Origin of the sequence: Streptomyces nigrescens, assembly GCF_027626975.1 — a bacterium.
GTDB classification, from domain to species: Bacteria; Actinomycetota; Actinomycetes; order Streptomycetales; family Streptomycetaceae; genus Streptomyces; species Streptomyces nigrescens.
This window is the reverse complement of record NZ_CP114203.1, coordinates 7,629,656-7,650,473: the sequence shown is the minus strand read 5'-3', so window position 1 is coordinate 7,650,473 and position 20,818 is coordinate 7,629,656. Positions and strand designations below refer to the sequence as shown.

General features: G+C 71.9%; 17 protein-coding genes. 1 reads left to right on the top strand and 16 read right to left on the bottom strand.

Annotated features, from left to right (window positions below; genetic code table 11):
- Positions 1 to 28 precede the first annotated feature (28 nt).
- From STRNI_RS33950 to fmt, 4 genes are all read right to left on the bottom strand, one after another.
- Positions 29 to 1,045, bottom strand: a complete 1,017-nt coding sequence (locus tag STRNI_RS33950) for a sugar-binding transcriptional regulator (protein WP_018087588.1) — start codon at positions 1,043 to 1,045, stop codon at positions 29 to 31.
- A 220-nt stretch (positions 1,046 to 1,265) separates the two neighbouring features.
- Positions 1,266 to 1,949, bottom strand: coding sequence for a ribulose-phosphate 3-epimerase (rpe, locus tag STRNI_RS33945; RefSeq protein WP_018087589.1), 684 nt, complete (start codon positions 1,947 to 1,949; stop codon positions 1,266 to 1,268).
- A 210-nt stretch (positions 1,950 to 2,159) separates the two neighbouring features.
- Positions 2,160 to 3,593, bottom strand: a complete 1,434-nt coding sequence (locus STRNI_RS33940; protein ID WP_018087590.1) for an RsmB/NOP family class I SAM-dependent RNA methyltransferase — start codon at positions 3,591 to 3,593, stop codon at positions 2,160 to 2,162.
- 129 nt (positions 3,594 to 3,722) lie between these two features.
- On the bottom strand, positions 3,723 to 4,661 hold the full coding sequence (fmt, locus tag STRNI_RS33935) for a methionyl-tRNA formyltransferase (protein ID WP_018087591.1): 939 nt from the start codon (positions 4,659 to 4,661) through the stop codon (positions 3,723 to 3,725).
- Between the two features lie 248 nt (positions 4,662 to 4,909).
- On the opposite strand from fmt, the gene STRNI_RS33930 reads away from it, so the two are divergent.
- Entirely contained in the window at positions 4,910 to 5,464 is a 555-nt protein-coding gene (locus tag STRNI_RS33930; RefSeq protein WP_018087592.1) for a hypothetical protein, read from the top strand.
- Positions 5,465 to 5,793: 329 nt separating this feature from the next.
- On the opposite strand, the gene STRNI_RS33925 is transcribed toward STRNI_RS33930, so the two are convergent.
- From STRNI_RS33925 to STRNI_RS33870, 12 genes are all read right to left on the bottom strand, one after another.
- Complete coding sequence (locus STRNI_RS33925) at positions 5,794 to 7,932, bottom strand: primosomal protein N' (RefSeq protein ID WP_026169276.1); 2,139 nt, start codon at positions 7,930 to 7,932, stop codon at positions 5,794 to 5,796.
- A 113-nt stretch (positions 7,933 to 8,045) separates the two neighbouring features.
- The gene (metK, locus tag STRNI_RS33920; RefSeq protein WP_018087594.1) at positions 8,046 to 9,254 is read right to left on the bottom strand and encodes a methionine adenosyltransferase; all 1,209 of its coding nucleotides are present in this window, start codon (positions 9,252 to 9,254) and stop codon (positions 8,046 to 8,048) included.
- A 253-nt stretch (positions 9,255 to 9,507) separates the two neighbouring features.
- Positions 9,508 to 10,743, bottom strand: a complete 1,236-nt coding sequence (gene coaBC / locus STRNI_RS33915; protein ID WP_093644724.1) for a bifunctional phosphopantothenoylcysteine decarboxylase/phosphopantothenate--cysteine ligase CoaBC — start codon at positions 10,741 to 10,743, stop codon at positions 9,508 to 9,510.
- A 100-nt stretch (positions 10,744 to 10,843) separates the two neighbouring features.
- The gene (gene rpoZ, locus STRNI_RS33910; protein WP_005319902.1) at positions 10,844 to 11,116 is read right to left on the bottom strand and encodes a DNA-directed RNA polymerase subunit omega; all 273 of its coding nucleotides are present in this window, start codon (positions 11,114 to 11,116) and stop codon (positions 10,844 to 10,846) included.
- Positions 11,117 to 11,187: 71 nt separating this feature from the next.
- A complete protein-coding gene (gene gmk / locus STRNI_RS33905; protein WP_078518484.1) occupies positions 11,188 to 11,808 on the bottom strand; it encodes a guanylate kinase in 621 nt (206 codons plus the stop codon).
- 38 nt (positions 11,809 to 11,846) lie between these two features.
- On the bottom strand, positions 11,847 to 12,170 hold the full coding sequence (locus tag STRNI_RS33900) for an integration host factor (protein WP_006607450.1): 324 nt from the start codon (positions 12,168 to 12,170) through the stop codon (positions 11,847 to 11,849).
- A 215-nt stretch (positions 12,171 to 12,385) separates the two neighbouring features.
- On the bottom strand, positions 12,386 to 13,219 hold the full coding sequence (gene pyrF / locus STRNI_RS33895) for an orotidine-5'-phosphate decarboxylase (protein ID WP_109888483.1): 834 nt from the start codon (positions 13,217 to 13,219) through the stop codon (positions 12,386 to 12,388).
- Positions 13,216 to 14,325: a quinone-dependent dihydroorotate dehydrogenase gene (locus tag STRNI_RS33890; protein WP_159489739.1), complete on the bottom strand. Its 1,110-nt coding sequence runs from the start codon at positions 14,323 to 14,325 to the stop codon at positions 13,216 to 13,218. The genes pyrF and STRNI_RS33890 overlap by 4 nt, the downstream gene beginning before the upstream one ends.
- A gap of 84 nt (positions 14,326 to 14,409) precedes the next feature.
- The gene (gene carB / locus STRNI_RS33885) at positions 14,410 to 17,721 is read right to left on the bottom strand and encodes a carbamoyl-phosphate synthase large subunit (RefSeq protein WP_277412575.1); all 3,312 of its coding nucleotides are present in this window, start codon (positions 17,719 to 17,721) and stop codon (positions 14,410 to 14,412) included.
- Positions 17,714 to 18,856 (bottom strand): glutamine-hydrolyzing carbamoyl-phosphate synthase small subunit, encoded by a 1,143-nt coding sequence (carA, locus tag STRNI_RS33880; protein ID WP_018087600.1) that lies wholly within the window; start codon positions 18,854 to 18,856, stop codon positions 17,714 to 17,716. The genes carB and carA overlap by 8 nt, the downstream gene beginning before the upstream one ends.
- A complete protein-coding gene (locus STRNI_RS33875) occupies positions 18,853 to 19,533 on the bottom strand; it encodes a PH-like domain-containing protein (protein WP_159489743.1) in 681 nt (226 codons plus the stop codon). Before STRNI_RS33875 ends, carA begins: the two co-directional genes overlap by 4 nt.
- Complete coding sequence (locus tag STRNI_RS33870) at positions 19,530 to 20,816, bottom strand: dihydroorotase (RefSeq protein ID WP_109888497.1); 1,287 nt, start codon at positions 20,814 to 20,816, stop codon at positions 19,530 to 19,532. Before STRNI_RS33870 ends, STRNI_RS33875 begins: the two co-directional genes overlap by 4 nt.
- Between the last annotated feature and the right edge of the window lie 2 nt (positions 20,817 to 20,818).

Below are 20,818 nucleotides of genomic sequence, written 5' to 3'. Positions count from 1 at the left end.
CCCGCGCCACGCCGGGCTCCGGCGTATGTCACGCCCCGTCAGGGTCCGCCCGGTCGAGTGCGGGGCGCGGCCCGGGGCCGGTCTCCAGCAGCAGATGGTCGGCCGCCGCGGTGTCCGTGACCAGGCTCGTCACCAGCCCGGAGCGCAGCACCGCACCGATCGCGGCGGCCTTGCGCCGGCCGCCCGCGATGGCGACGACCTCCGGGATCCGGCGCAGCCGGTCCGCCTCGACCGTGATGCACCGCTCGCCGAGGTCCCGGCCGATCCGCCGCCCCTCGGCGTCGAAGAGGTGCGCCGACATCTCGGCGGCGGCACCCAGCGAGGCGTAGTGCTCCCGCTCCTGCTCCGTCAGCATGTCGTAGACGGTCGAGACGCCCGGCTCCCAGGAGCCGATGGAGACACAGGCGACGGTGACCTTGTCGAAGTAGTCGAAGGCGCGGGCAATGCCGGTCTGCCGGCGCAGCGCCTCGGCCGTCGCCGAGTCGGGCAGCAGCATCGGCGCGTAGATCGGGTGGGCCTCGCCCCCGGCGACGTCGGCCGCGCGGCGCACCGCCTCGACGGAGCCGCGGTCGGCGGTCCCCGCGTCGTAGACACCGGTCAACTGCACGACGGTGCACGGCGGGAGGCGGTGCAGCGCGGCGGCCATATGGATGGTCGAGCGGCCCCAGGCCAGCCCCAGCACATCGCCCTCGGCGACGAGCTCGCCCAGCAGGTCGGCCGCGACCTCGCCGAGGTTCTCCGGGTCGGCGGCGTCCTCGGGCGGGGTCTGGCCGCCGAAGGCGGGGGGAGCATCGGCGGGCGACTCGACGACCACCGCGTGCCGCAGGCCGTAGCGGGCCCGCAGGGCGTCGGAGCGTTCGGCGTCCAGCTCGGAGGGCACCCGGATCTCGATCCGTACGAGATCACGCTCCAGCGCCGTCTCCAGCACCCGTGCGACCTTGAACCGGCTGACGCCGAATTCCTCCGCGATCTGAATCTTCGACTTGCCCTCAAGATAGAAACGGCGGGCCATGGCCGCGGCCTGCACCAGCTCGGCAGGGCCCATTCCGGACTGTGGGCGGCTGGCTACCACGAAATTCTCCCCTTTTGCGCATCTGATCGAGTCTTTGCTCATCCTTTCAGAAACCCGGGGGCAACGGGGACCATCACCGCCCCGACCCTCGTGAACGCTCGGTGGCGCCACGGCCAAGGGGCGGCACGGCCGCACCACGGCGGGATTTCCCTGGCCGGAACCGGCCGGTCCGCCCGCGCCCCCGTTCCGGAATTCAGTGCGCGCAGCCCCAGCCCGCCGCCGCGGTCGCCGTCTCGGCCTTTTCGCGCAGGTCCCGGACCGCCTTGGCCGGATCGTCCGCGCCGTACACCGCGGAGCCGGCCACGAACACATCGGCGCCCGCCTCCGCGCACCGCTCGATGGTCTCCGCCGAGACCCCGCCGTCCACCTGGAGCGCCAGCTCCAGACCGTGCCGGGAGATCAGCTCACGAGTACGGCGGATCTTCGGCAGCATGATGTCCAGGAACGCCTGGCCGCCGAAGCCCGGCTCCACGGTCATGATCAGCAGCATGTCGAGCTCGGGCAGCAGATCCTCGTACGGCTCGATCGGTGTGGCCGGCTTCAGCGCCATCGACGCCCGCGCCCCCTTGGCCCGGATCTCCCGCGCCAGCCGCACCGGCGCGGCCGCCGCCTCCACATGGAAGGTCACGGACCCGGCCCCGGCCTCGATGTACTGGGGTGCCCAGCGGTCCGGGTCCTCGATCATCAGATGCAGATCGAGCGGGGTGTCCGTCGCCTTGCTCAGCGACTCGACGACCGGCACACCGAGGGTGAGGTTCGGGACGAAGTGGTTGTCCATGACGTCGACGTGCAGCCAGTCGGCGCCCTCCACGGCCTTCGCCTCCTCGGCGAGCCGGGCGAAGTCTGCGGACAGGATGCTGGGGTTGATCAAGGCCATGCCCCCAGTATGGCGTGCTGCCGGGGGGCCGTCGGAGGCGGGACGGTCGCGGGCTGCGGACGAGGGGCTCCACTCCCGCACGCCGGGCGGGCGTGGAGCGCCTCGTCCGCACGGCAGGGCGGGCGCCGCAATGAGCCCGCCCCCGGTACGAATCGGGGACGGGCTGAAAGTTGCTCACCCGGGGGCGCGAGAAGAGGAGACAGCGGCCCCTCAGGCCGTCCGGCGCAGCAGGGCCAGGTACATCGCGTCCGTGCCGTGCAGATGTGGCCACAGCTGGACGTCCGGGCCGTCGCCGAGGGCCGGGACGCCGGGCATCAGGGGGCGGGCGTCGATCCACTCCACCTCGACCGGCTCGCCGCCCCGGCCCTTGAGGACGTCGTCCACCACGGCCCGGGTCTCGGCGGGGTGCGGTGAGCAGGTCGCATAGCCGACGACGCCGCCGACCCGCACCGCCGCGAGCGCCTGCCGCAGCAGTTCGCGCTGGAGCGGGGCGAAACCGTCCAGGTCCTCCGGGCGGCGCCGCCAGCGTGCCTCCGGCCGGCGGCGCAGTGCGCCCAGACCGGTGCACGGAACGTCCACCAGGACCCGGTCGAAGGCGCCGGGCCGCCAGGCGGGGCGGGTGCCGTCGGCCGCGATGACCGCGTACGGGCCGGGGTTGCCCTCCAGGGCCCGGGCCACGAGACGTGCGCGGTGCGGCTGCTTCTCCGACGCCAGCAGGGCGGCGCCCCGCTGCGCGGCGAGCGCCGCCAGCAGCGCCGCCTTGCCGCCGGGGCCGGCACAGCCGTCGAGCCAGGCGCGGTCGGAGCCCTCGACGGGAGCGTTCGCCAGCGCCAGGGCGACGAGCTGGCTGCCCTCGTCCTGCACCCCGGCGCGCCCCTCACGGACCGGGTCCAGTGCGCCGGGCTCACCGCCTTCCGCGAGCCGCACCGCGTACGGGGACCAGCGCCCGGGGAGCGCGCTCTCCTCGCCCACCACCGCCAGCAGCTCCTCGGCGGTGGAGCGGCCGGGCCGGGCCACCAACGTCACCTCGGGGCGTTCGTTGTCCGCCTCCAGCAGGTCCTCGATGCCGGCCCGGCCGCCGCCGAGCGCGTCCCAGAGGGCCGAGACGATCCAGCGGGGGTGCGCATGCACGATGCCGAGGTGGTCCTCGGGGTCCTCGTCGTACTCCGGGGCGACCCGCTCCAGCCAGCCGTCCAGATCATGGGCCGCGATCTTGCGCAGTACCGCGTTGACGAACTTCGCCCGGCCGTCGCCCAGCACCACCCGCGCCAGCTCGACGCTGGCGCTCACCGCGGCATGCGTCGGGATACGGGTACCGAGCAGCTGGTGCGCCCCGAGGGTCAGCACGTCCAGGACCGGTGGGTCCACCTCCCGCAGCGGCCGGTCCACGCACTGCGCGATGATCGCGTCATACGTCCCCTGCCGCCGCAGCGATCCGTAGACCAGCTCCGTCGCCAGCGCCGCGTCCCGGGCGTCGAAGTCGCCGCCCTCACGCGCCTTGCGCAGCAAGGGCGGCAGGACCAGATTCGCGTAGGCGTCGCGCTCGTCGACGGCCCGCAGCGCCTCGAACGCGAGGATCCTGACCGGGTCCTTCTGCGGGCGGCGATAGGGCTTGCTGGGGCGACGGCGCGGCTGCTGACTCACAGAAAAGGTGCTCCGGATACGAGATGAGGGGTCCGTCCCAGCCTACGCGGGCCCGCCGGCCCGAGCGCGCGGGGCGGCGGGACCCGGACCGGGCCCGGGGGCGGCGGCCCGAGGGCCCACGATGAGGGGTCAGTCCCCCAGCTGCTCCCCGCCCTCGATACGCACTCCGCGTGCCCAGTCCGCCGCCTTCATCGGCTTCTTGCCCTGCGGCTGGACCCAGATGAGTTCCACGGGGTGACTGCCGGTACCCACGTACACCGCCTTCTTCGTGACGGCGAGTGCGCCTGGCGCCAGGTCCAACTCCGCGTGGTCCGCGGCGGAGACGGCCGACATCAGCTTGAGGCGCTCGCCGCGGAAGACCGTCCAGGCGCCGGGCGCGGGCGCGCAGCCGCGGATCACCCGGTCGACGCGGAGCGCGGGCGCCGCCCAGTCCACCTTCGCGTCCTCGACCTCGATCTTCGGGGCCAGCGTGACACCCTCGGCAGGCTGCGGCACCGCCTGCAGCGTGCCGTCCTCGACGCCGTCCATCGTCGCCACCAGCAGCCCGGAACCGGCGAACGCCAGCCGGGTGAGCAGATCGCCGCTGGTGTCCGTCGGCCGGACCTCCTCGGTCAGCACCCCGAAGACCGGGCCGGAGTCCAGGCCGGTCTCGATCTGGAAGGTCGAGGCACCGGTCACCTCGTCGCCCGCGAGCACCGCATGCTGCACGGGGGCCGCGCCCCGCCAGGCGGGCAGCAGCGAGAAGTGCAGATTGACCCACCCCTTCGCGGGAATGTCGAGCGCGGCCTTCGGCAGCAGCGCCCCGTAGGCGACCACCGGGCAGCAGTCCGGCGCGATCTCCCGGAGCCGGGCCAGAAAGTCCTCGTCGCGCGGCTTGGCGGGTTTGAGCACCTCGATGCCCGCCTCCTCCGCACGCTCCGCGACGGGGCTGGCGACCAGCTTCCGGCCGCGGCCGGCGGGGGCGTCGGGCCGGGTCACCACGGCCACGACCTCGTGCCGGTCCGAGGCGATCAGGGCATCGAGGGCGGGTACGGCGACCTCGGGGGTGCCGGCGAAGACAAGCCTCATGGGTGGCGAACTACCTCTCACACGCAACGGAACGACGCACCAGTCTATGGGTCCGCCGCAGGCCACGGGCGGTGCATCCAGGGGGCGTACACGATTTCCCGCGCCTCGTACGGAAGCTCGTACGCCCCCATACCGTGACCAGAGCCGCTGCTGTCGCGTTGGTCAAACAGCATTGACCCGACCGGGCCGCTTTGGCGGCCCGCTCGCTTGCATCCTTCCTTTTCCACGCCGGTTCGAGAGGCTTGCTCATGGCCGACCACGCAACCCACGACGCCCAGGCGCGCGCCAGCCTGCATCTCCTGGTGCGGGACATCGAGCGGGTGCGCCGGCAGGTGGACGCACTGCGCACGCTGACCGCTCAGCTCGGCAACGTCTACCGGCCGCGTCGCACGGGCCCCTCCGCGGGCTTCGTCGTCTACGGACGCGCGCCCGCTCCGACGGTGCGCCTCGCCCAGGAGCTGCGGGACAGCGTCGAAACCCTTGTCACGGCCGCCGTCGACTTCGACCGTTCGCTGGGATTCTCCTGGGACGCGGTGGGCTCGGCGCTCGGCGTCACCAAACAGGCCGTACACCGCCGTTACGGCGCCCGCAGAGCCGCTGCCCAGCCCGCAGCGGAGGCCAACGGCGCCGAGCCGGTGGTGCGTTCGCCCGAGCCCTCCGCGCCCCGTGCGGTGACCGTGGCCGCGGGGCTGCCCGGCCCCGCGTCCGTCCCGGCCGCCCGGTCCATGCCCGCGCAGCCCTCCGCGGCCGCCCGCGACGAACCGGCCCGGCCGGGCGCCTTTCCCGGCCCCCGCAACGGCTGAACCACCCGCGACACCGGGCGCCTTCGCCCCCACGCCGCTCGCCAACGCCCCGGGACGCCGACCTGGTCCCGGGGCGGCGCCATGTCCGGGGCGGGGTCGTGTCCGGGGCGGGGGCATGTTCGGGGAAGCGCCATGGCCGGGATGCGTCATGTCCGGTGGCGGTACGCGCGGTTGCGGCAGCGGGCAGGCGGACACAGCGGCGGGCAGGCCGGCAGGCGGGCAGTCACACGCAGCGTCGCGGGGGCCGTTCGCAGCCCAGAGCGCCGCCTCCTCGCACCGCCAGGCGCTCGCACCCCGGCCGGACCGCCCGCGCCCGCCCCCGCGGGCGCTCACCCCAGATCGGGCGGATCGATCCGGACCCGTACGGCCTCGCCCTCCCGCTTGACCAACCGGGCCGCGCGGGCGGCCTTGAGCGCGGCGGCGAGGGCCGCGCCCTGGCCGGGGCGGACCCGGACCAGCGCGCGCTCCCACTGCTCGCCCGGCGGCGGATCGCCCGGCCGGCGCGGGCGCGCGGGGTCCGGAACCGGCAGCGGTACGGGGCCCAACACCTCGGCTCCCGCGGGGAGTTCGGCGGATCTCAGCAGCTCGGTGACGTCCTCGACGCGGCCGGCCACGGAGGCCATCCGGGACACCGGAGGGAAGCCCAGCTCGGCCCGCTCGGCCAGTTCACGGACCGCATGGCCGACCGGGTCCCAGCGCACCAGCGCCTGCACCGGCCGCAGCGTCGGCTCCGCGATCACCGCGACAGTGCCGCCCTCCGCCTGGCCGCGGACCAGCGCGGCGGCGCCCAGCCAGCGGCGCAGCGCCTCCTCCCCCGCCCGCAGATCCGGCCGCCCCAGCAGCGCCCAGCCGTCCAGCAGCAGCGCGGCCGCATACCCGCCGCCCTCGGCCACCGGCTCCGCGCCGGGTGTACTCACCACGAGCGCCGGGGCTCCCGGCACCGTGGCCAGCACATGATCCCGCCCCGAGGTCCGCACAGGAACCGCCGGGAACACCCGGCCCAGCTCCTCCGCCGTCCGCCGCGCGCCCACGATCTGGGCCCGCAGCCGGGCACCGCCGCACTCGGAACAGTGCCAGTCCGGCTCCGGCCGGCCGCACCATGCGCAGCACAGCTCACCGGCGTCCTGCGACTCCAGCGGGCCCGCGCAGGCCCGGCAGCGCGCGGGGGTACGGCACCGTTCGCACGCCAGCCGGGGCGCATATCCGCGGCGCGGAACCTGGATGAGCACCGGTCCGCGCTGGAGGCCCTCCCGCACCACCTGCCAGGCCATCGTCGGCAGCCGGGCGGCGCGCGCGGCGGCGTCCCGGGCTTCGTCACCGTCGCTGACCGTACGCACCAGAGGCGCCGCGGCCCGCACCTGTTCGCGCTCGGCGGTCAGCGGGCGGGCCCAGCCCGTCTCGACCAGCTGGGCCGCCTCGACCGTGCAGCTCAGCCCGCCGAGCAGGAATCCTGCGCGCTCATGGACCGACCGCTGGATGAGGACCTCACGGGCATGCGGCTGCGGGGCATGCGGATCGCTGTGGCTGGCGTCCCCGTCGTCCCAGAGGGCGACCAGGCCCAGATCGGCGACCGGTGCGAACATCGCCGCCCGGGTCCCCACCACGGCGCGCACCGCGCCACGGCTGACCGCCAGCCAGCGGCGATAGCGCTCCTCGGGCCCGGCGTCGGCGGTCAGCAGCACATGCCGGTCCGCTCCGACCAGCTCGCCGAGCGCCGCGTCCACCCGGGCCGCGGCCCGCCCGTCCGGCACCACCACCAGCGCACCACGCCCGCCCGCCAGCGCCGCGGCCACCGCCCGCGCCAGCTCCTGCGGCCAGGTCGCCCCGGGCAGCGCCGTCCACACCGCCCGCGGCGCGTCTCCCCTGGTCAGCGCCGCCAGAAATCCGGCGCCCGCGCCATAGCGCTCCCAACTTCCCGGTTCCGGTGGCGAGTTCGGCGGCAAGGGGGCGGGCGACGGCTTGGCCTCCGCGCGCGCCCGTCGTGGGGGCACCGCCAGCTGCACCACATCGGCGAGCGTCCCGGCATAGCGGTCCGCGACCGACCGGCACAGCCCCAGCAGCTCGGGCGTCAGCACCCGCTCGGAGGACAGCACCTGCGCGATCGGGGCGAGCACCCCTCGGTACTCGCTCTCGGCGACCCGCTCCACGATGAACCCGCTGACCAGCTTGCCGCCCTCGCGCCGGCCGCCCTTCTCCCCCGCCCCGAAGCGCACCCGGACCCGCACCCCGGGCTGCGCCTCGTGATCCATCGCCGCCGGGACCGCGTAGTCGAAATACCGGTCGAGGTGCACCAGCCCCTTGTCGACCAGCACCCGCGCCACCGGCAGCTCGGCGGCCAGCTCGGCCCCCCGCCAGGTCCGCGGTTTCGCCCGCTCGGCCTTGGTCTCCCGCACGGCCTCCCGGATGAGGGCCAACTGCTCGCCCGCATCCGACGCCCCCGCCTCCGGTCGCCCGTTCTCCCTGCTCACAGCATCAGTCTTAGCAGACCGCACCGACAGTGCCGGGCGGGCTGTGGACAGCCGACGGCCCCGGACCGCTCGGCGGTCCGGGGCCGTGGCGCATCACACGGGCGATACGGGACTTACAGCCCCGCGGCCTTCTTCAGCGCCTCCACCCGGTCCGTGCGCTCCCAGGTGAAGTCCTCCAGCTCACGGCCGAAGTGGCCGTACGCGGCGGTCTCCGCGTAGATGGGACGGAGCAGGTCGAGATCGCGGATGATGGCCGCCGGACGGAGGTCGAAGACCTCACCGATGGCCTGCTCGATCTTGTCGGTGTCGACGGTCGCGGTGCCGAAGGTCTCGACGAAGAGACCGACCGGCTCGGCCTTGCCGATGGCGTAGGCGACCTGGACCTCGCAGCGGGCCGCGAGGCCGGCGGCGACGACGTTCTTGGCGACCCAGCGCATCGCGTAGGCGGCCGAGCGGTCGACCTTGGACGGGTCCTTGCCGGAGAAGGCGCCGCCACCGTGGCGGGCCATACCGCCGTAGGTGTCGATGATGATCTTGCGGCCGGTCAGGCCGGCGTCACCCATGGGGCCGCCGATCTCGAAGCGCCCGGTCGGGTTGACCAGCAGACGGTAGCCGTCGGTGTCCAGCTTGATGCCGTCCTCGACCAGCTGGTTGAGGACGTGCTCGACGACGAACTCGCGGATGTCGGGCGCGAGCAGCGAGTCGAGGTCGATGTCGCTGGCGTGCTGCGAGGAGACCACGACGGTGTCGAGGCGGACGGCCTTGTGGCCGTCGTACTCGATGGTGACCTGGGTCTTGCCGTCGGGGCGGAGGTAGGGGATGGTGCCGTTCTTGCGGACCTCGGAGAGACGGCGGGAGAGCCGGTGCGCGAGGTTGATCGGGAGCGGCATCAGCTCCGGGGTCTCGTCGCAGGCATAGCCGAACATCAGGCCCTGGTCGCCGGCGCCCTGCCTGTCCAGCTCGTCGTCATCGCCCTCGACGCGGTTCTCGTACGCGGTGTCGACGCCCTGGGCGATGTCCGGGGACTGCGCGCCGATGGACACCGAGACGCCACAGGAAGCGCCGTCGAAGCCCTTCTTGGACGAGTCGTATCCGATGTCCAGGATCTTGTTGCGGACGAGGTTGGGGATGTCGGCGTACGCCTTCGTCGTCACCTCGCCGGCCACGTGCACCAGGCCGGTGGTGATCAACGTCTCCACGGCGACCCGGGAGGTCGGGTCTTCCTTGAGGAGAGCGTCGAGGATGGTGTCGCTGATCTGGTCAGCGATCTTGTCGGGGTGGCCCTCGGTGACGGACTCCGAGGTGAACAGGCGGCGGGACACATCGCTCCCTGGGGTTGCAGCGGCTGCTGGCTGATCATTGGCGGAAGGGCCGAGAGCTGCGCTCGGCCCGATCCACTCGCCAGTTTATCGGTCGGATGCGGCGTTCGGGCACACGGTCTCGATTTATGGACCCCTCGTGACCTGGGACACCGCGACTTACGGTAGTGACGATCACCTTGAGGATGTGCCGGGTCAAGGGGACATGCCCGATTTTGCAGGGCCGACGGAGTGATTCCGCGGCCGATTCGGCGCCTCAGCGACGAGTCTCGGCCAGGCGGGGTGCGACCAGGTCCCAGACCGTGTCGGCCAGGGTTTCCTTGGGTCCGTACGGCACCGGGGTCTCGGTTCCGTCGGTGGCGAGGATCACTGCTTCGTTCTCCGCCGAGCCGAAGGCCTTGTGCTCGCCGACCTCGTTGACGACCAGCAGGTCACAGCCCTTGCGGGCGAGCTTGGCGCGGCCGTTGGCGAGCACCTCGTCGGTCTCCGCGGCGAAGCCGACCACGAGCTGGCCCGGGTGGGCCCGCTCGGCGGAGAGCTCGGCGAGGATGTCCGGATTTCGCACCAAGGCAATGGGTTCCGGCTCCTGGCCCTCGACCTTCTTGATCTTGCCGGTGGCGTAGACGGCGGGGCGGAAATCGGCGACCGCGGCGGCCATGACCACCGCGTCGGCCTCCGCGGCGGCCTTCAGCACGGCCTCACGGAGCTGACGGGCCGTACCGATGTGGATCACGTCCACACCGGCCGGATCGGGCAGCTCGGTGTTGCCCGCGACCAGGGTGACCCGGGCGCCGCGGGCCACCGCCGTACGGGCGAGCGCGTAGCCCTGCTTGCCGGAGGAGCGGTTGCCCAGGTAGCGGACGGGATCCAGCGGCTCGCGGGTACCGCCCGCGCTGATGACGACATGGCGCCCGGCGAGATCCTGCTCCGTCGCCCGGGCGCCGCGGGCCAGCACCCGGCGGCAGAACTCGAAGATCTCGACCGGGTCGGGGAAGCGGCCCTTACCGGTGTCGACGCCGGTCAGCCGGCCGACCGCGGGCTCGATGACCAGCGCGCCACGGCGGCGCAGCGTGGCGACGTTCTCCTGGGTGGCGGGGTTCTCCCACATCTCGGTGTGCATCGCGGGCGCGAAGATCACCGGACAGCGCGCGGTGAGCAGGGTGTTGGTCAGCAGATCGTCGGCGAGGCCGTGGGCGGCCTTGGCCAGCAGGTCGGCGGTGGCGGGGGCGACCACGACGAGATCGGCGGCCTGGCCGATACGGACGTGCGGGACCTCGTGGACGGACTCCCAGACCTCGGTGCCTGCCGGGTTGCCGGACAGCGCCGACCAGGTGGCCTCCCCGACGAAGTGCAGCGCCGAAGCGGTCGGCACCACCCGTACGTCGTGCCCGGACTCGGTCAGCCGCCGCAGCAGCTCGCACGCCTTGTACGCGGCGATCCCGCCGCTGACCCCCAGGACGACCCTGGGCCGCTCCCGCTCCCGCTTGTCCATCGCTCCGCCGCTCCCCGACCTAGGTCCGTCCGTATGCCCCTATGACACACCAAGGGCCCGGCGGTCGCTCCGCCGGGCCCTTGGTGAATCGTTCAGCTGCTTACTGGGCGGGGCCCTCGATGGCCTCGGAGGTCAGCAGGCCCGCGTTGATCTCGCGGAGCGCGATCGACAGGGGCTTCTCGTGGACGTGCGTGTCCACGAGGGGGCCGACGTACTCCAGCAGGCCCTCGCCGAGCTGCGAGTAGTACGCGTTGATCTGGCGCGCGCGCTTGGCGGCGTAGATCACAAGGCTGTACTTCGAATCGGTGGCCTCGAGAAGCTCATCAATGGGCGGGTTGATGATGCCCTCGGGTGCAGTGATGGAAGAGGACACTCTCTACCTTCCGAAGGGGGATGAAGCGGGGGTGTAGCAAAAAGTCTCGGACGATCCGGGGAGCTGCGCGGTCATCCGCTGGTGTTCCGGTCCCCGGATCGATTCAGCATCAAGGCTAGCAGCTCGCGGCTGACGTCCTCGACGGAGGTGTTGACAAGCGTCACATCGAACTCTTTCTCCGCTGCCAGCTCAACCCTGGCGGCGGCCAGCCGGCGCTCGATGACCTCCGGCGCCTCCGTGCCCCGTCCGGTGAGCCGGCGGACCAGCTCGTCCCAGCTCGGCGGGGCCAGGAAGACCAGCTCGGCCTCCGCCATGGAGGCGCGGACCTGGCGGGCGCCCTGCAGATCGATCTCCAGCAGGACCGGCTCCCCGGACTCCAGCCGGTCCAGCACCGCCTTGCGGGGGGTGCCGTAGCGGTTGCCCGCGAACTCGGCCCATTCGAGCAGCTCACCATTGGCGATGAGCTTGTCGAACTCCTCGTCCTCGACGAAGAAGTAATGGACGCCGTGCTGCTCCCCGGGGCGCGGCTTGCGGGTGGTGGCCGAAACCGAAAGCCAGACCTCGGGGTGCACCTTGCGCATATGCGCGACGACCGTGCTCTTGCCGACCCCGGAGGGGCCGGAGAGCACGGTCAGTCGCGGTTGTCTGGCCGGGGGCGCGGGGGTCGTCCCCCGGGAGACTGCAGAACTCATGCAGCGATTATTCCAGCTTCCCGGTGATGCCGGAAAATTCAGGAAGCGGTGCTGCCGAACTCGCGCTCCAGCGACGCGATCTGGTTGGAGCCAAGACCCCGGACACGGCGGCTTTCGGAGATGCCGAGCCGCTCCATGATCTGCTTGGCGCGGACCTTGCCGACGCCCGGCAGGGACTCCAAGAGGGCGGAGACCTTCATCTTGCCGATGACGTCGTTCTCCTGGCCCTGCTTGATGACCTCATGGAGGGAAGCACCGGAGTGCTTGAGCCGATTCTTGACCTCGGCGCGCTCCCGGCGAGCCGCGGCGGCCTTCTCGAGCGCGGCTGCGCGCTGTTCAGGGGTAAGGGGCGGAAGAGCCACGCCTACGTCACCTCGGATGTCGAACTGTCGGATACGGACCAGTGTGGAACCTAGTCACCCCACACGTGCGGAGCAACGAGCAACGCGCTTACGTGCAGTGCTCTCGACGGAGACTAGCGGCCGAGGGCGCCGGAGTCAGCGAGAACAGACGAAAAGTCCTGGTCAGACTCTGCTGACCAGGACAATTCGGGACCAAATTCCCCGTCTGACGGGCTTCAGCCGAGCGCGGTGCGCACTTCGTCGGCGAATCGGTCCGCCGCGGCGCGCAGTGCGGCGGCGTCCGGACCGTGCCGAAGGACACCCCGGCTGACGCTCGGGACGACATTGCGTACGGCGTCCCCGAACACCTTCGGCAGGTCGGCGGGGGTGGCGCCCTGCGCGCCGATGCCGGGGGCGAGCAGCGGGCCGTTGATCGCCAGATCGAACGAGGAGAGATCGCCGAGCGTGGCGCCGACGACCGCGCCGAAGGAGCCCAGCGGCTCGGCACCGGCGTTCTCGGCGGCAAGATGGCCGAGCATCGTCGCCGCGAGGGTCCTGCCGTCCTCGCGCACCGCCCGCTGGACCTCCGCACCCTCCGGGTTGGAGGTGAGGGCGAGGACGAAGAGTCCGGCGCCGCTCTCGCGGGCCAGGTCGACGGCCGGCCGGAGCGAGCCGTAGCCGAGGTACGGGGAGACCGTCAGGGCGTCCGAGAACAGCGGTGAGTCCTTGCGCAGGAAGGTCTCGGCGTAGGCGGCCATGGTGGAACCGATGTCGCCGCGCTTGGCGTCCATCAGGACCAGGGCACCGCGCTCGCGCGCCTCGACGACGGCGGTCTCCAGGACGGCCAGACCGCGCGAGCCGAAGCGCTCGAAGAACGCGGACTGCGGCTTGAAAACGGCGACCGTCTCGCCGAGGGCCTCCACGACCGTGCGCGTGAACCGCGCCAGGCCCGCGACATCGTCGTTCAGGCCCCAGTCGGCCAGCAGCGAGGCGTGCGGGTCGATCCCGACGCAGAGCGGGCCGCGCTCGTCCATGGCCTGCCGAAGGCGCGTACCGAAGGGCAGGGTCATGCGGTCACCTTCTTGTGCTCGGCGCCGACGGCGTCGGCGAGGGTGGCGTAGGGGCTGTTGCGCAGACGGGCGGCCAGCCCCTTGTGGATCGCACGGCACCAGAACGGGCCCTGGTAGATGAAGGCGCTGTAGCCCTGGACGAGGGTGGCGCCGGCGAGGATGCGCTGCCAGGCGTCCTCGGCGTTCTCGATGCCGCCGACCCCGATGAGGGTGATCTTGTCGCCGACACGGGCGTAGAGGCGGCGCAGGACCTCCAGGGAGCGCTCCTTGACGGGCGCGCCGGACAGTCCGCCGGTCTCGGCGATCAGCTTCGGGTCGGAGGTCAGCCCGAGCCCGTCGCGGGCGATGGTGGTGTTGGTGGCGATGATCCCGTCCAGGCCGAGCTCGACGGCGAGGTCGGCGACCGCGTCCACGTCCGCGTCGGCGAGGTCCGGGGCGATCTTGACCAGCAGCGGGACCCGGCGGTCGGTGACCGTACGGTCGGCGGCCTCGCGGACCGCGGTCAGCAGCGGGCGCAGATGCTCGACGGCCTGGAGGTTGCGCAGCCCGGGGGTGTTCGGGGAGGAGACATTGACGACCAGGTAGTCGGCGTGCCGGGCGAGCCGCTCGGTGGAGGTGACGTAGTCGGCGGTCGCCTCAGCCTCCGGGACGACCTTGGTCTTGCCGATGTTGACGCCGACGGTGGCCGGGAAGACCGGGTTACGGGCCGCCAGACGGGCCGCCACGGACGCGGAGCCCTCGTTGTTGAACCCCATCCGGTTGATCAGCGCGCGGTCCGGTACGAGCCGGAAGAGGCGCTTCTTGGGGTTGCCGGGCTGCGGCTCGGCGGTGACCGTGCCGATCTCGACGTGGTCAAAGCCGAGCATGGTCATCCCGTCGACGGCGACGGCGTTCTTGTCGAAGCCGGCGGCCAGGCCGAAGGGGCCGTGCATCCGGCGGCCCAGGGCCTCGGTGCGCAGCTCCTTGTAGCGGGGCGCGAGGGCGGCCGCGAGGAAGGTGCGCAGCACGGGGAGGCGCACGGCCAGCTGGATCCAGCGGAAGGCCAGGTGGTGGGCCTTCTCGGGGTCCATACGCTTGAAGATCAGTTGGAAGAAGAGGCGGTACATCGTCGGGTGGTGCCTTCCGCGCTGAGGAGGAACTGGGGGGCTCATGAAGAGGGGGACACCGTTTCGGTGTCCCCCTCTTGGCCGCTACTCCTCGCGGGCCGCGGTGAGATGTTCGGCGTGTTCCTGGAGGGAACGCACGCCCACGTCTCCGCGGGACACGGCCTCGATGCCCTGGACGGCGGCGGCCAGCGCCTGGACCGTGGTCAGGCAGGGGACGCCGCGGGCGACGGCGGCGGTACGGATGTCGTAGCCGTCGAGCCGGCCGCCGGTGCCGTAGGGGGTGTTGACGATCAGGTCGACCTGGCCGTCGTGGATCAGCTGGACGATGGTCCTCTCGCCGTCCGGCCCCTCGCCCTCGGACTGCTTGCGCACCACGGTGGCGTTGATGCCGTTGCGGCGCAGCACCTCGGCGGTGCCGGAGGTGGCGAGCAGCTCGAAGCCGTGGGCGACCAGCTCACGGGCCGGGAAGATCATCGAGCGCTTGTCGCGGTTGGCGACGGAGACGAACGCGCGGCCCTTGGTGGGCAGCGCCCCGTAGGCGCCGGTCTGCGACTTGGCGTAGGCGGTGCCGAAGACCGAGTCGATGCCCATGACCTCGCCGGTGGAGCGCATCTCCGGGCCCAGGACGGTGTCCACACCGCGGCCGTGGATGTCGCGGAACCGCGACCAGGGCATCACGGCCTCCTTGACGGAGATCGGCGCGTCCAGCGGCAGGGTGCCGCCGTCACCGGCCTTCGGCAGCATGCCCTCGGCGCGCAGCTCGGCGATGGTGGCGCCGAGCGAGATCCGGGCGGCGGCCTTGGCCAGCGGCACGGCGGTGGCCTTCGAGGTGAAGGGCACCGTACGAGAGGCGCGGGGGTTGGCCTCCAGGACGTAGAGGATGTCCCCGGCCATCGCGAACTGGATGTTGATCAGTCCGCGGACGCCGACGCCCTTGGCGATGGCCTCCGTCGATGCCCGCAGCCGCTTGATGTCGAAGCCGCCGAGGGTGATCGGGGGCAGCGCGCAGGCGGAGTCGCCGGAGTGGATACCGGCCTCCTCGATGTGCTCCATGACGCCGCCGAGGTAGAGCTCATGGCCGTCGTAGAGCGCGTCGACGTCGATCTCTATGGCGTCGTCGAGGAACCGGTCGATGAGGACCGGGTGCCGGTCGATCAGGCCGGCGTGCCGGGTGAGGTACTCCCCCAGCGAGGGCTCGTCGTAGACGATCTCCATACCGCGGCCGCCGAGCACGTAGGACGGGCGGACCATGACCGGGTAGCCGATCTCGGCGGCGATCTGCTTGGCCTCGGCGAAGGAGAAGGCGGTGCCGTACTTGGGGGCCGGCAGTCCGGCCTCGGTCAGCACCCGGCCGAAGGCGCCGCGCTCCTCGGCGAGGTCGATCGCCTCGGGCGAGGTGCCGACGATCGGCACACCGTTGTCCTTGAGCGCCTGCGCCAGGCCCAGCGGGGTCTGCCCGCCGAGCTGGACGACGACACCGGCGACCGGGCCGGCCTGGGTCTCGGCGTGCACGATCTCCAGGACGTCTTCCAGCGTCAGCGGCTCGAAGTACAGGCGGTCGGAGGTGTCGTAGTCCGTCGAGACGGTCTCCGGGTTGCAGTTGACCATCACGGTCTCGTAGCCGGCGTCGCTGAGCGCGAACGAGGCGTGGACGCAGGAGTAGTCGAACTCGATGCCCTGGCCGATGCGGTTGGGGCCGGAGCCGAGGATGATCACGGCCGGCTTCTCGCGGGGCGCGACCTCGGTCTCCTCGTCGTAGGAGGAGTAGAAGTACGGCGTCTTCGCGGCGAATTCGGCGGCGCAGGTGTCGACCGTCTTGTAGACCGGGCGGACACCGAGGGCGTGCCGGACCTCGCGGACGACGTCCTCGCGCAGCCCGCGGATCGCGGCGATCTGGGCGTCGGAGAAGCCGTAGCGCTTTGCGTCCGCAAGGATCTCCGGATGGAGCTTCTCGGCGGCCGCGATCTCGTCCGCGATCTCCTTGACGAGGAAGAGCTGGTCGACGAACCAGGGGTCGATCTTCGTGGCGTCGAAGACCTCCTGGGGCGTGGCACCGGCCCGGATCGCCGCCATGACGGTGTTGATCCGGCCGTCGGTCGGGACCTTGGCCTTCTCCAGCAGCGCGGCCTTGTCGCCCGGCTCGGTGACGAAGTCGAACTGGCTGCCCTTCTTCTCCAGGGAGCGCAGGGCCTTGTTGAGCGCCTCGGGGAAGTTACGGCCGATGGCCATGGCCTCGCCGACCGACTTCATGGTCGTGGTGAGCGTGGCGTCGGCGGCCGGGAACTTCTCGAAGGCGAAGCGCGGCACCTTGACGACGACATAGTCGAGGGTCGGCTCGAAGGACGCCGGGGTCTTCTCGGTGATGTCGTTGGGGATCTCGTCGAGGGTGTAGCCGACGGCGAGCCGGGCGGCGATCTTCGCGATCGGGAAGCCGGTGGCCTTGGAGGCCAGGGCCGACGAGCGGGAGACCCGCGGGTTCATCTCGATGACGATGACCCGGCCGTCCTCGGGGTTGACCGCGAACTGGATGTTGCAGCCGCCGGTGTCCACGCCGACCTCGCGGATCACCGCGATGCCGATGTCCCGCAGGGTCTGGTACTCCCGGTCGGTGAGCGTCATCGACGGCGCGACGGTGATCGAGTCGCCGGTGTGCACACCCATCGGGTCGAAGTTCTCGATGGAGCAGACGACCACGACGTTGTCGTTCTTGTCGCGCATCAGCTCCAGCTCGTACTCCTTCCAGCCGAGGATGGACTCCTCCAGGAGCACCTCGGTGGTCGGCGAGAGCGTCAGGCCCTGGCCGGCGATCCGGCGCAGCTCCTCCTCGTCGTGGGCGAAGCCGGAGCCGGCGCCGCCCATGGTGAAGGAGGGACGGACGACGACGGGGTAGCCGCCGAGCTCGTCGACGCCCGCCAGGACGTCGTCCATGGAGTGGCAGATGACCGAGCGGGCGGACTCGCCGTGGCCGATCTTGCGGTTGACGGCCTCGACGACCTCCTTGAAGAGGTCGCGGTCCTCGCCCTTGTTGATCGCCTCGACGTTCGCGCCGATCAGCTCGACGTTGTACTTGTCGAGGGTGCCGGCCTCGTGGAGGGAGATGGCGGTGTTGAGGGCGGTCTGGCCGCCCAGGGTCGGCAGGAGCGCGTCCGGGCGCTCCTTCGCGATGATCTTCTCGACGAACTCGGGGGTGATCGGCTCGACGTAGGTGGCGTCGGCGATCTCCGGGTCGGTCATGATCGTCGCCGGGTTGGAGTTCACCAGGATGACGCGCAGGCCCTCGGACTTGAGGACCCGGCAGGCCTGGGTGCCGGAGTAGTCGAACTCGGCGGCCTGGCCGATGACGATCGGGCCGGAGCCGATGACCAGGACGGACTGGATATCGGTGCGCTTAGGCACGCTGGCCCTCCATCAGGGATACGAAGCGGTCGAAGAGGTACGCGGCGTCGTGCGGACCCGCTGCGGCTTCGGGGTGGTACTGGACGCTGAAGGCCGGCTGGTCGAGGAGGTGCAGACCCTCCACCACGTTGTCGTTGAGGCAGACGTGGGAGACCTCGGCGCGGCCGAAGGGGGTGTCGGAGACCTTGTCGAGCGGGGCGTCGACGGCGAAACCGTGGTTGTGCGCGGTGACCTCGACCTTGCCGGTCGTACGGTCCTGCACCGGCTGGTTGATGCCGCGGTGCCCGTACTTGAGCTTGAAGGTGCCGAAGCCCAGTGCGCGGCCCAGGATCTGGTTGCCGAAGCAGATGCCGAACAGCGGCGTCTTGCGCTCCAGCACTCCGCGCATGACGGAGACCGGGTGGTCGGCGGTGGCCGGGTCGCCGGGGCCGTTGGAGAAGAACACGCCGTCCGGGTTCACCGCGTAGACGTCCTCGACGGTGGCGGTGGCGGGCAGCACGTGCACCTCGATGCCGCGCTCGGCCATCCGGTGCGGGGTCATGCCCTTGATGCCCAGGTCGATCGCGGCGACGGTGAACTTCTTGGTACCGATCGCCGGGACGACGTAGGACTCCTCCGTGGCGACCTGCGTGGACAGGTCGGCGCCCTGCATCTCAGGGGCCTGGCGCACCTTGGCCAGCATCGTGCCCTCGTCGGGCAGCGCGTCGCCGGAGAAGATGCCGACCCGCATGGCACCGCTCTCCCGCAGGTGCCGGGTCAGCGCACGGGTGTCGACGCCGCTGATGCCGACGACGCCCTGGGCGACCAGCTCGTCGTCCAGCGAGCGCACCGAGCGCCAGTTGGAGGGGAGCCGGGCGGGGTCGCGGACGACGTAGCCGGAGACCCAGATCCTCCCGGACTCGGGGTCCTCGTCGTTCACACCGGTGTTGCCGATGTGCGGGGCGGTCATGACGACGACCTGGCGGTGGTACGAGGGGTCGGTCAGCGTCTCCTGATAGCCGGTCATGCCGGTGGAGAACACCGCTTCGCCGAAGGTCTCCCCCACGGCCCCGTAGGCACGGCCGCGGAAGGTGCGGCCGTCCTCCAGGACGAGTACGGCGGGGATCTTGGCAGTCCCCCTGGTGGAGGTCGTCATCGTGCGCCTTCCGTTTCGGTGTGCTCGGTGGTGCTGGTGTGGTGCTCGGTGGTGCTGTGCTCGGTGGTGCCCTGCTGCGTGGTGCTCAGCCGGTCGATGGCCGCGACCCAGGCCGGGTGCTCGCCCGCCCGGTCGGAGCGGAAACCGGAGTCGATCTCCTTGTCCCCGTGCCGCCAGGTGACGATCAGCAGGCCGCCCTCGGGCAGGACCTTGCCGGCGATGCCCTTGTCGAGGCGGGCGCCGCGCAGTGCGGCGGCCGGCACGAAGAAGTCCTCGGCGCCCGGCCGTACGACGTCCAGGCCCTGGTCGGTCAGGGTCAGCTCGGCGCGGCTACGGGTGCCCAGACCGCGCGCCACGATCCGGTCGAGCCACTGCCCGGCGGTCGTGGACCCGTGGTAGCGGCCAGACATGGTCAGCGGCGGCTTGCCGCCTCCACTCGGGGTGGTGGCGGGCGAGGGGCCGGCCCTGAGCTTCGGCTCGCCCGCGTCGGCAGGGGCGGTGGGCAGCTCGGGCAGATCGCCCTGGAGCGTGCCGCGCCACTTCCAGCCCTGGCGCATCAGCCAGTAGACGAAGACGACGAAGACCAGCAGACCGACGACCCAGCCGATCCGTGCGGCCCAGTCGGTGACCGGCGCGGACTTCTGCGCTTCGGCCAAGTGGATCAGTGGAGGAGTCACGCCAGCTTCCCGTCGACGACCGTTGCCCGGCCCCGCAGGAAGGTGTGGGTGACGCGTCCCGGCAGCTCACGGCCCTCGTAGGGGGTGTTGCGGCTGCGGGAGGCGAAGCCCGCGGGGTCCACCTCTCCACGGTAAGCGGAATCGAGCAGTGTGAGGTTGGCGGGCTCACCAGCCGAGACGGGGCGGCCGTGGCCTTCCAGGCGGCCGATGTGCGCCGGGCGGAAGGACATCCGGTCGGCGACGCCGGCCCAGTCCAGCAGGCCGCTGTCGACCATCGTGTGCTGGACGACGGAGAGCGCGGTCTCCAGGCCGACCATGCCCATGGCCGCCGCGCCCCACTCGCAGTCCTTGTCCTCGTGCGGGTGCGGGGCGTGGTCGGTGGCGACGCAGTCGATGGTGCCGTCGGCGAGCGCCTCGCGCAGCGCCAGGACATCGGCCTCGGTGCGCAGCGGCGGGTTCACCTTGTAGACGGGGTTGTAGCTGCGGACGAGCTCGTCGGTGAGCAGCAGGTGGTGCGGGGTGACCTCGGCGGTGACGTTCCAGCCCTTGGACTTGGCCCAGCGGACGATCTCGACCGAGCCGGCCGTCGACAGGTGGCAGATGTGCACCCGGGAGCCGACGTGCGCGGCGAGCAGCACATCGCGGGCGATGATCGACTCCTCGGCGACCGCGGGCCAGCCGCCGAGGCCCAGCTCGGCGGAGACGATGCCCTCGTTCATCTGGGCACCCTCGGTGAGCCGGGGCTCCTGGGCGTGCTGGGCGACGACACCGTCGAAGGCCTTCACGTACTCCAGGGCGCGCCGCATGATCACGGCGTCGTCCACGCACTTGCCGTCGTCGGAGAAGACCCGCACCCCGGCCGCCGAGTCGTGCATCGCGCCGAGCTCGGCGAGCTTCTTGCCCTCCAGGCCGACGGTGACCGCACCGATGGGCTGGACGTCGCAGTAGCCGGACTCCTTGCCCAGCCGCCAGACCTGCTCGACGACGCCCGCGGTGTCCGCGACGGGGAAGGTGTTGGCCATGGCGTGCACGGCGGTGAAGCCGCCGACCGCGGCCGCCTTGGTGCCGGTCAGCACGGTCTCGGAGTCCTCGCGGCCCGGCTCGCGCAGATGGGTGTGCAGGTCGACCAGGCCCGGCAGCAGGATCTTGCCGTCGGCCTCGATGACCTGGGCGCCCTCGGCGCTCAGCCCGGTCCCGACCTCGGCGATGGTCTCACCGTCGATCAGCACGTCCTGCGGCTCGCCACCGAGGACCTTCGCGCCGCGAATAAGGATCTTGCTCATGG

Bases quoted from the DNA above. Each gene is read 5' to 3' on its own strand.
- rpe (WP_018087589.1), bottom strand. From the start codon at position 1,949: ATGGCCTTGATCAACCCCAGCATCCTGTCCGCAGACTTCGCCCGGCTC.
- pyrF (WP_109888483.1), bottom strand. From the start codon at position 13,219: ATGACCCTGCCCTTCGGTACGCGCCTTCGGCAGGCCATGGACGAGCGC.
- carA (WP_018087600.1), bottom strand. From the start codon at position 18,856: ATGACGACCTCCACCAGGGGGACTGCCAAGATCCCCGCCGTACTCGTC.
- coaBC (WP_093644724.1), bottom strand. From the start codon at position 10,743: ATGGACAAGCGGGAGCGGGAGCGGCCCAGGGTCGTCCTGGGGGTCAGC.
- STRNI_RS33950 (WP_018087588.1), bottom strand. From the start codon at position 1,045: ATGGGCCCTGCCGAGCTGGTGCAGGCCGCGGCCATGGCCCGCCGTTTC.
- fmt (WP_018087591.1), bottom strand. From the start codon at position 4,661: ATGAGGCTTGTCTTCGCCGGCACCCCCGAGGTCGCCGTACCCGCCCTC.
- STRNI_RS33890 (WP_159489739.1), bottom strand. From the start codon at position 14,325: ATGTACCGCCTCTTCTTCCAACTGATCTTCAAGCGTATGGACCCCGAG.
- gmk (WP_078518484.1), bottom strand. From the start codon at position 11,808: ATGAGTTCTGCAGTCTCCCGGGGGACGACCCCCGCGCCCCCGGCCAGA.
- STRNI_RS33870 (WP_109888497.1), bottom strand. From the start codon at position 20,816: ATGAGCAAGATCCTTATTCGCGGCGCGAAGGTCCTCGGTGGCGAGCCG.
- STRNI_RS33930 (WP_018087592.1), top strand. From the start codon at position 4,910: ATGGCCGACCACGCAACCCACGACGCCCAGGCGCGCGCCAGCCTGCAT.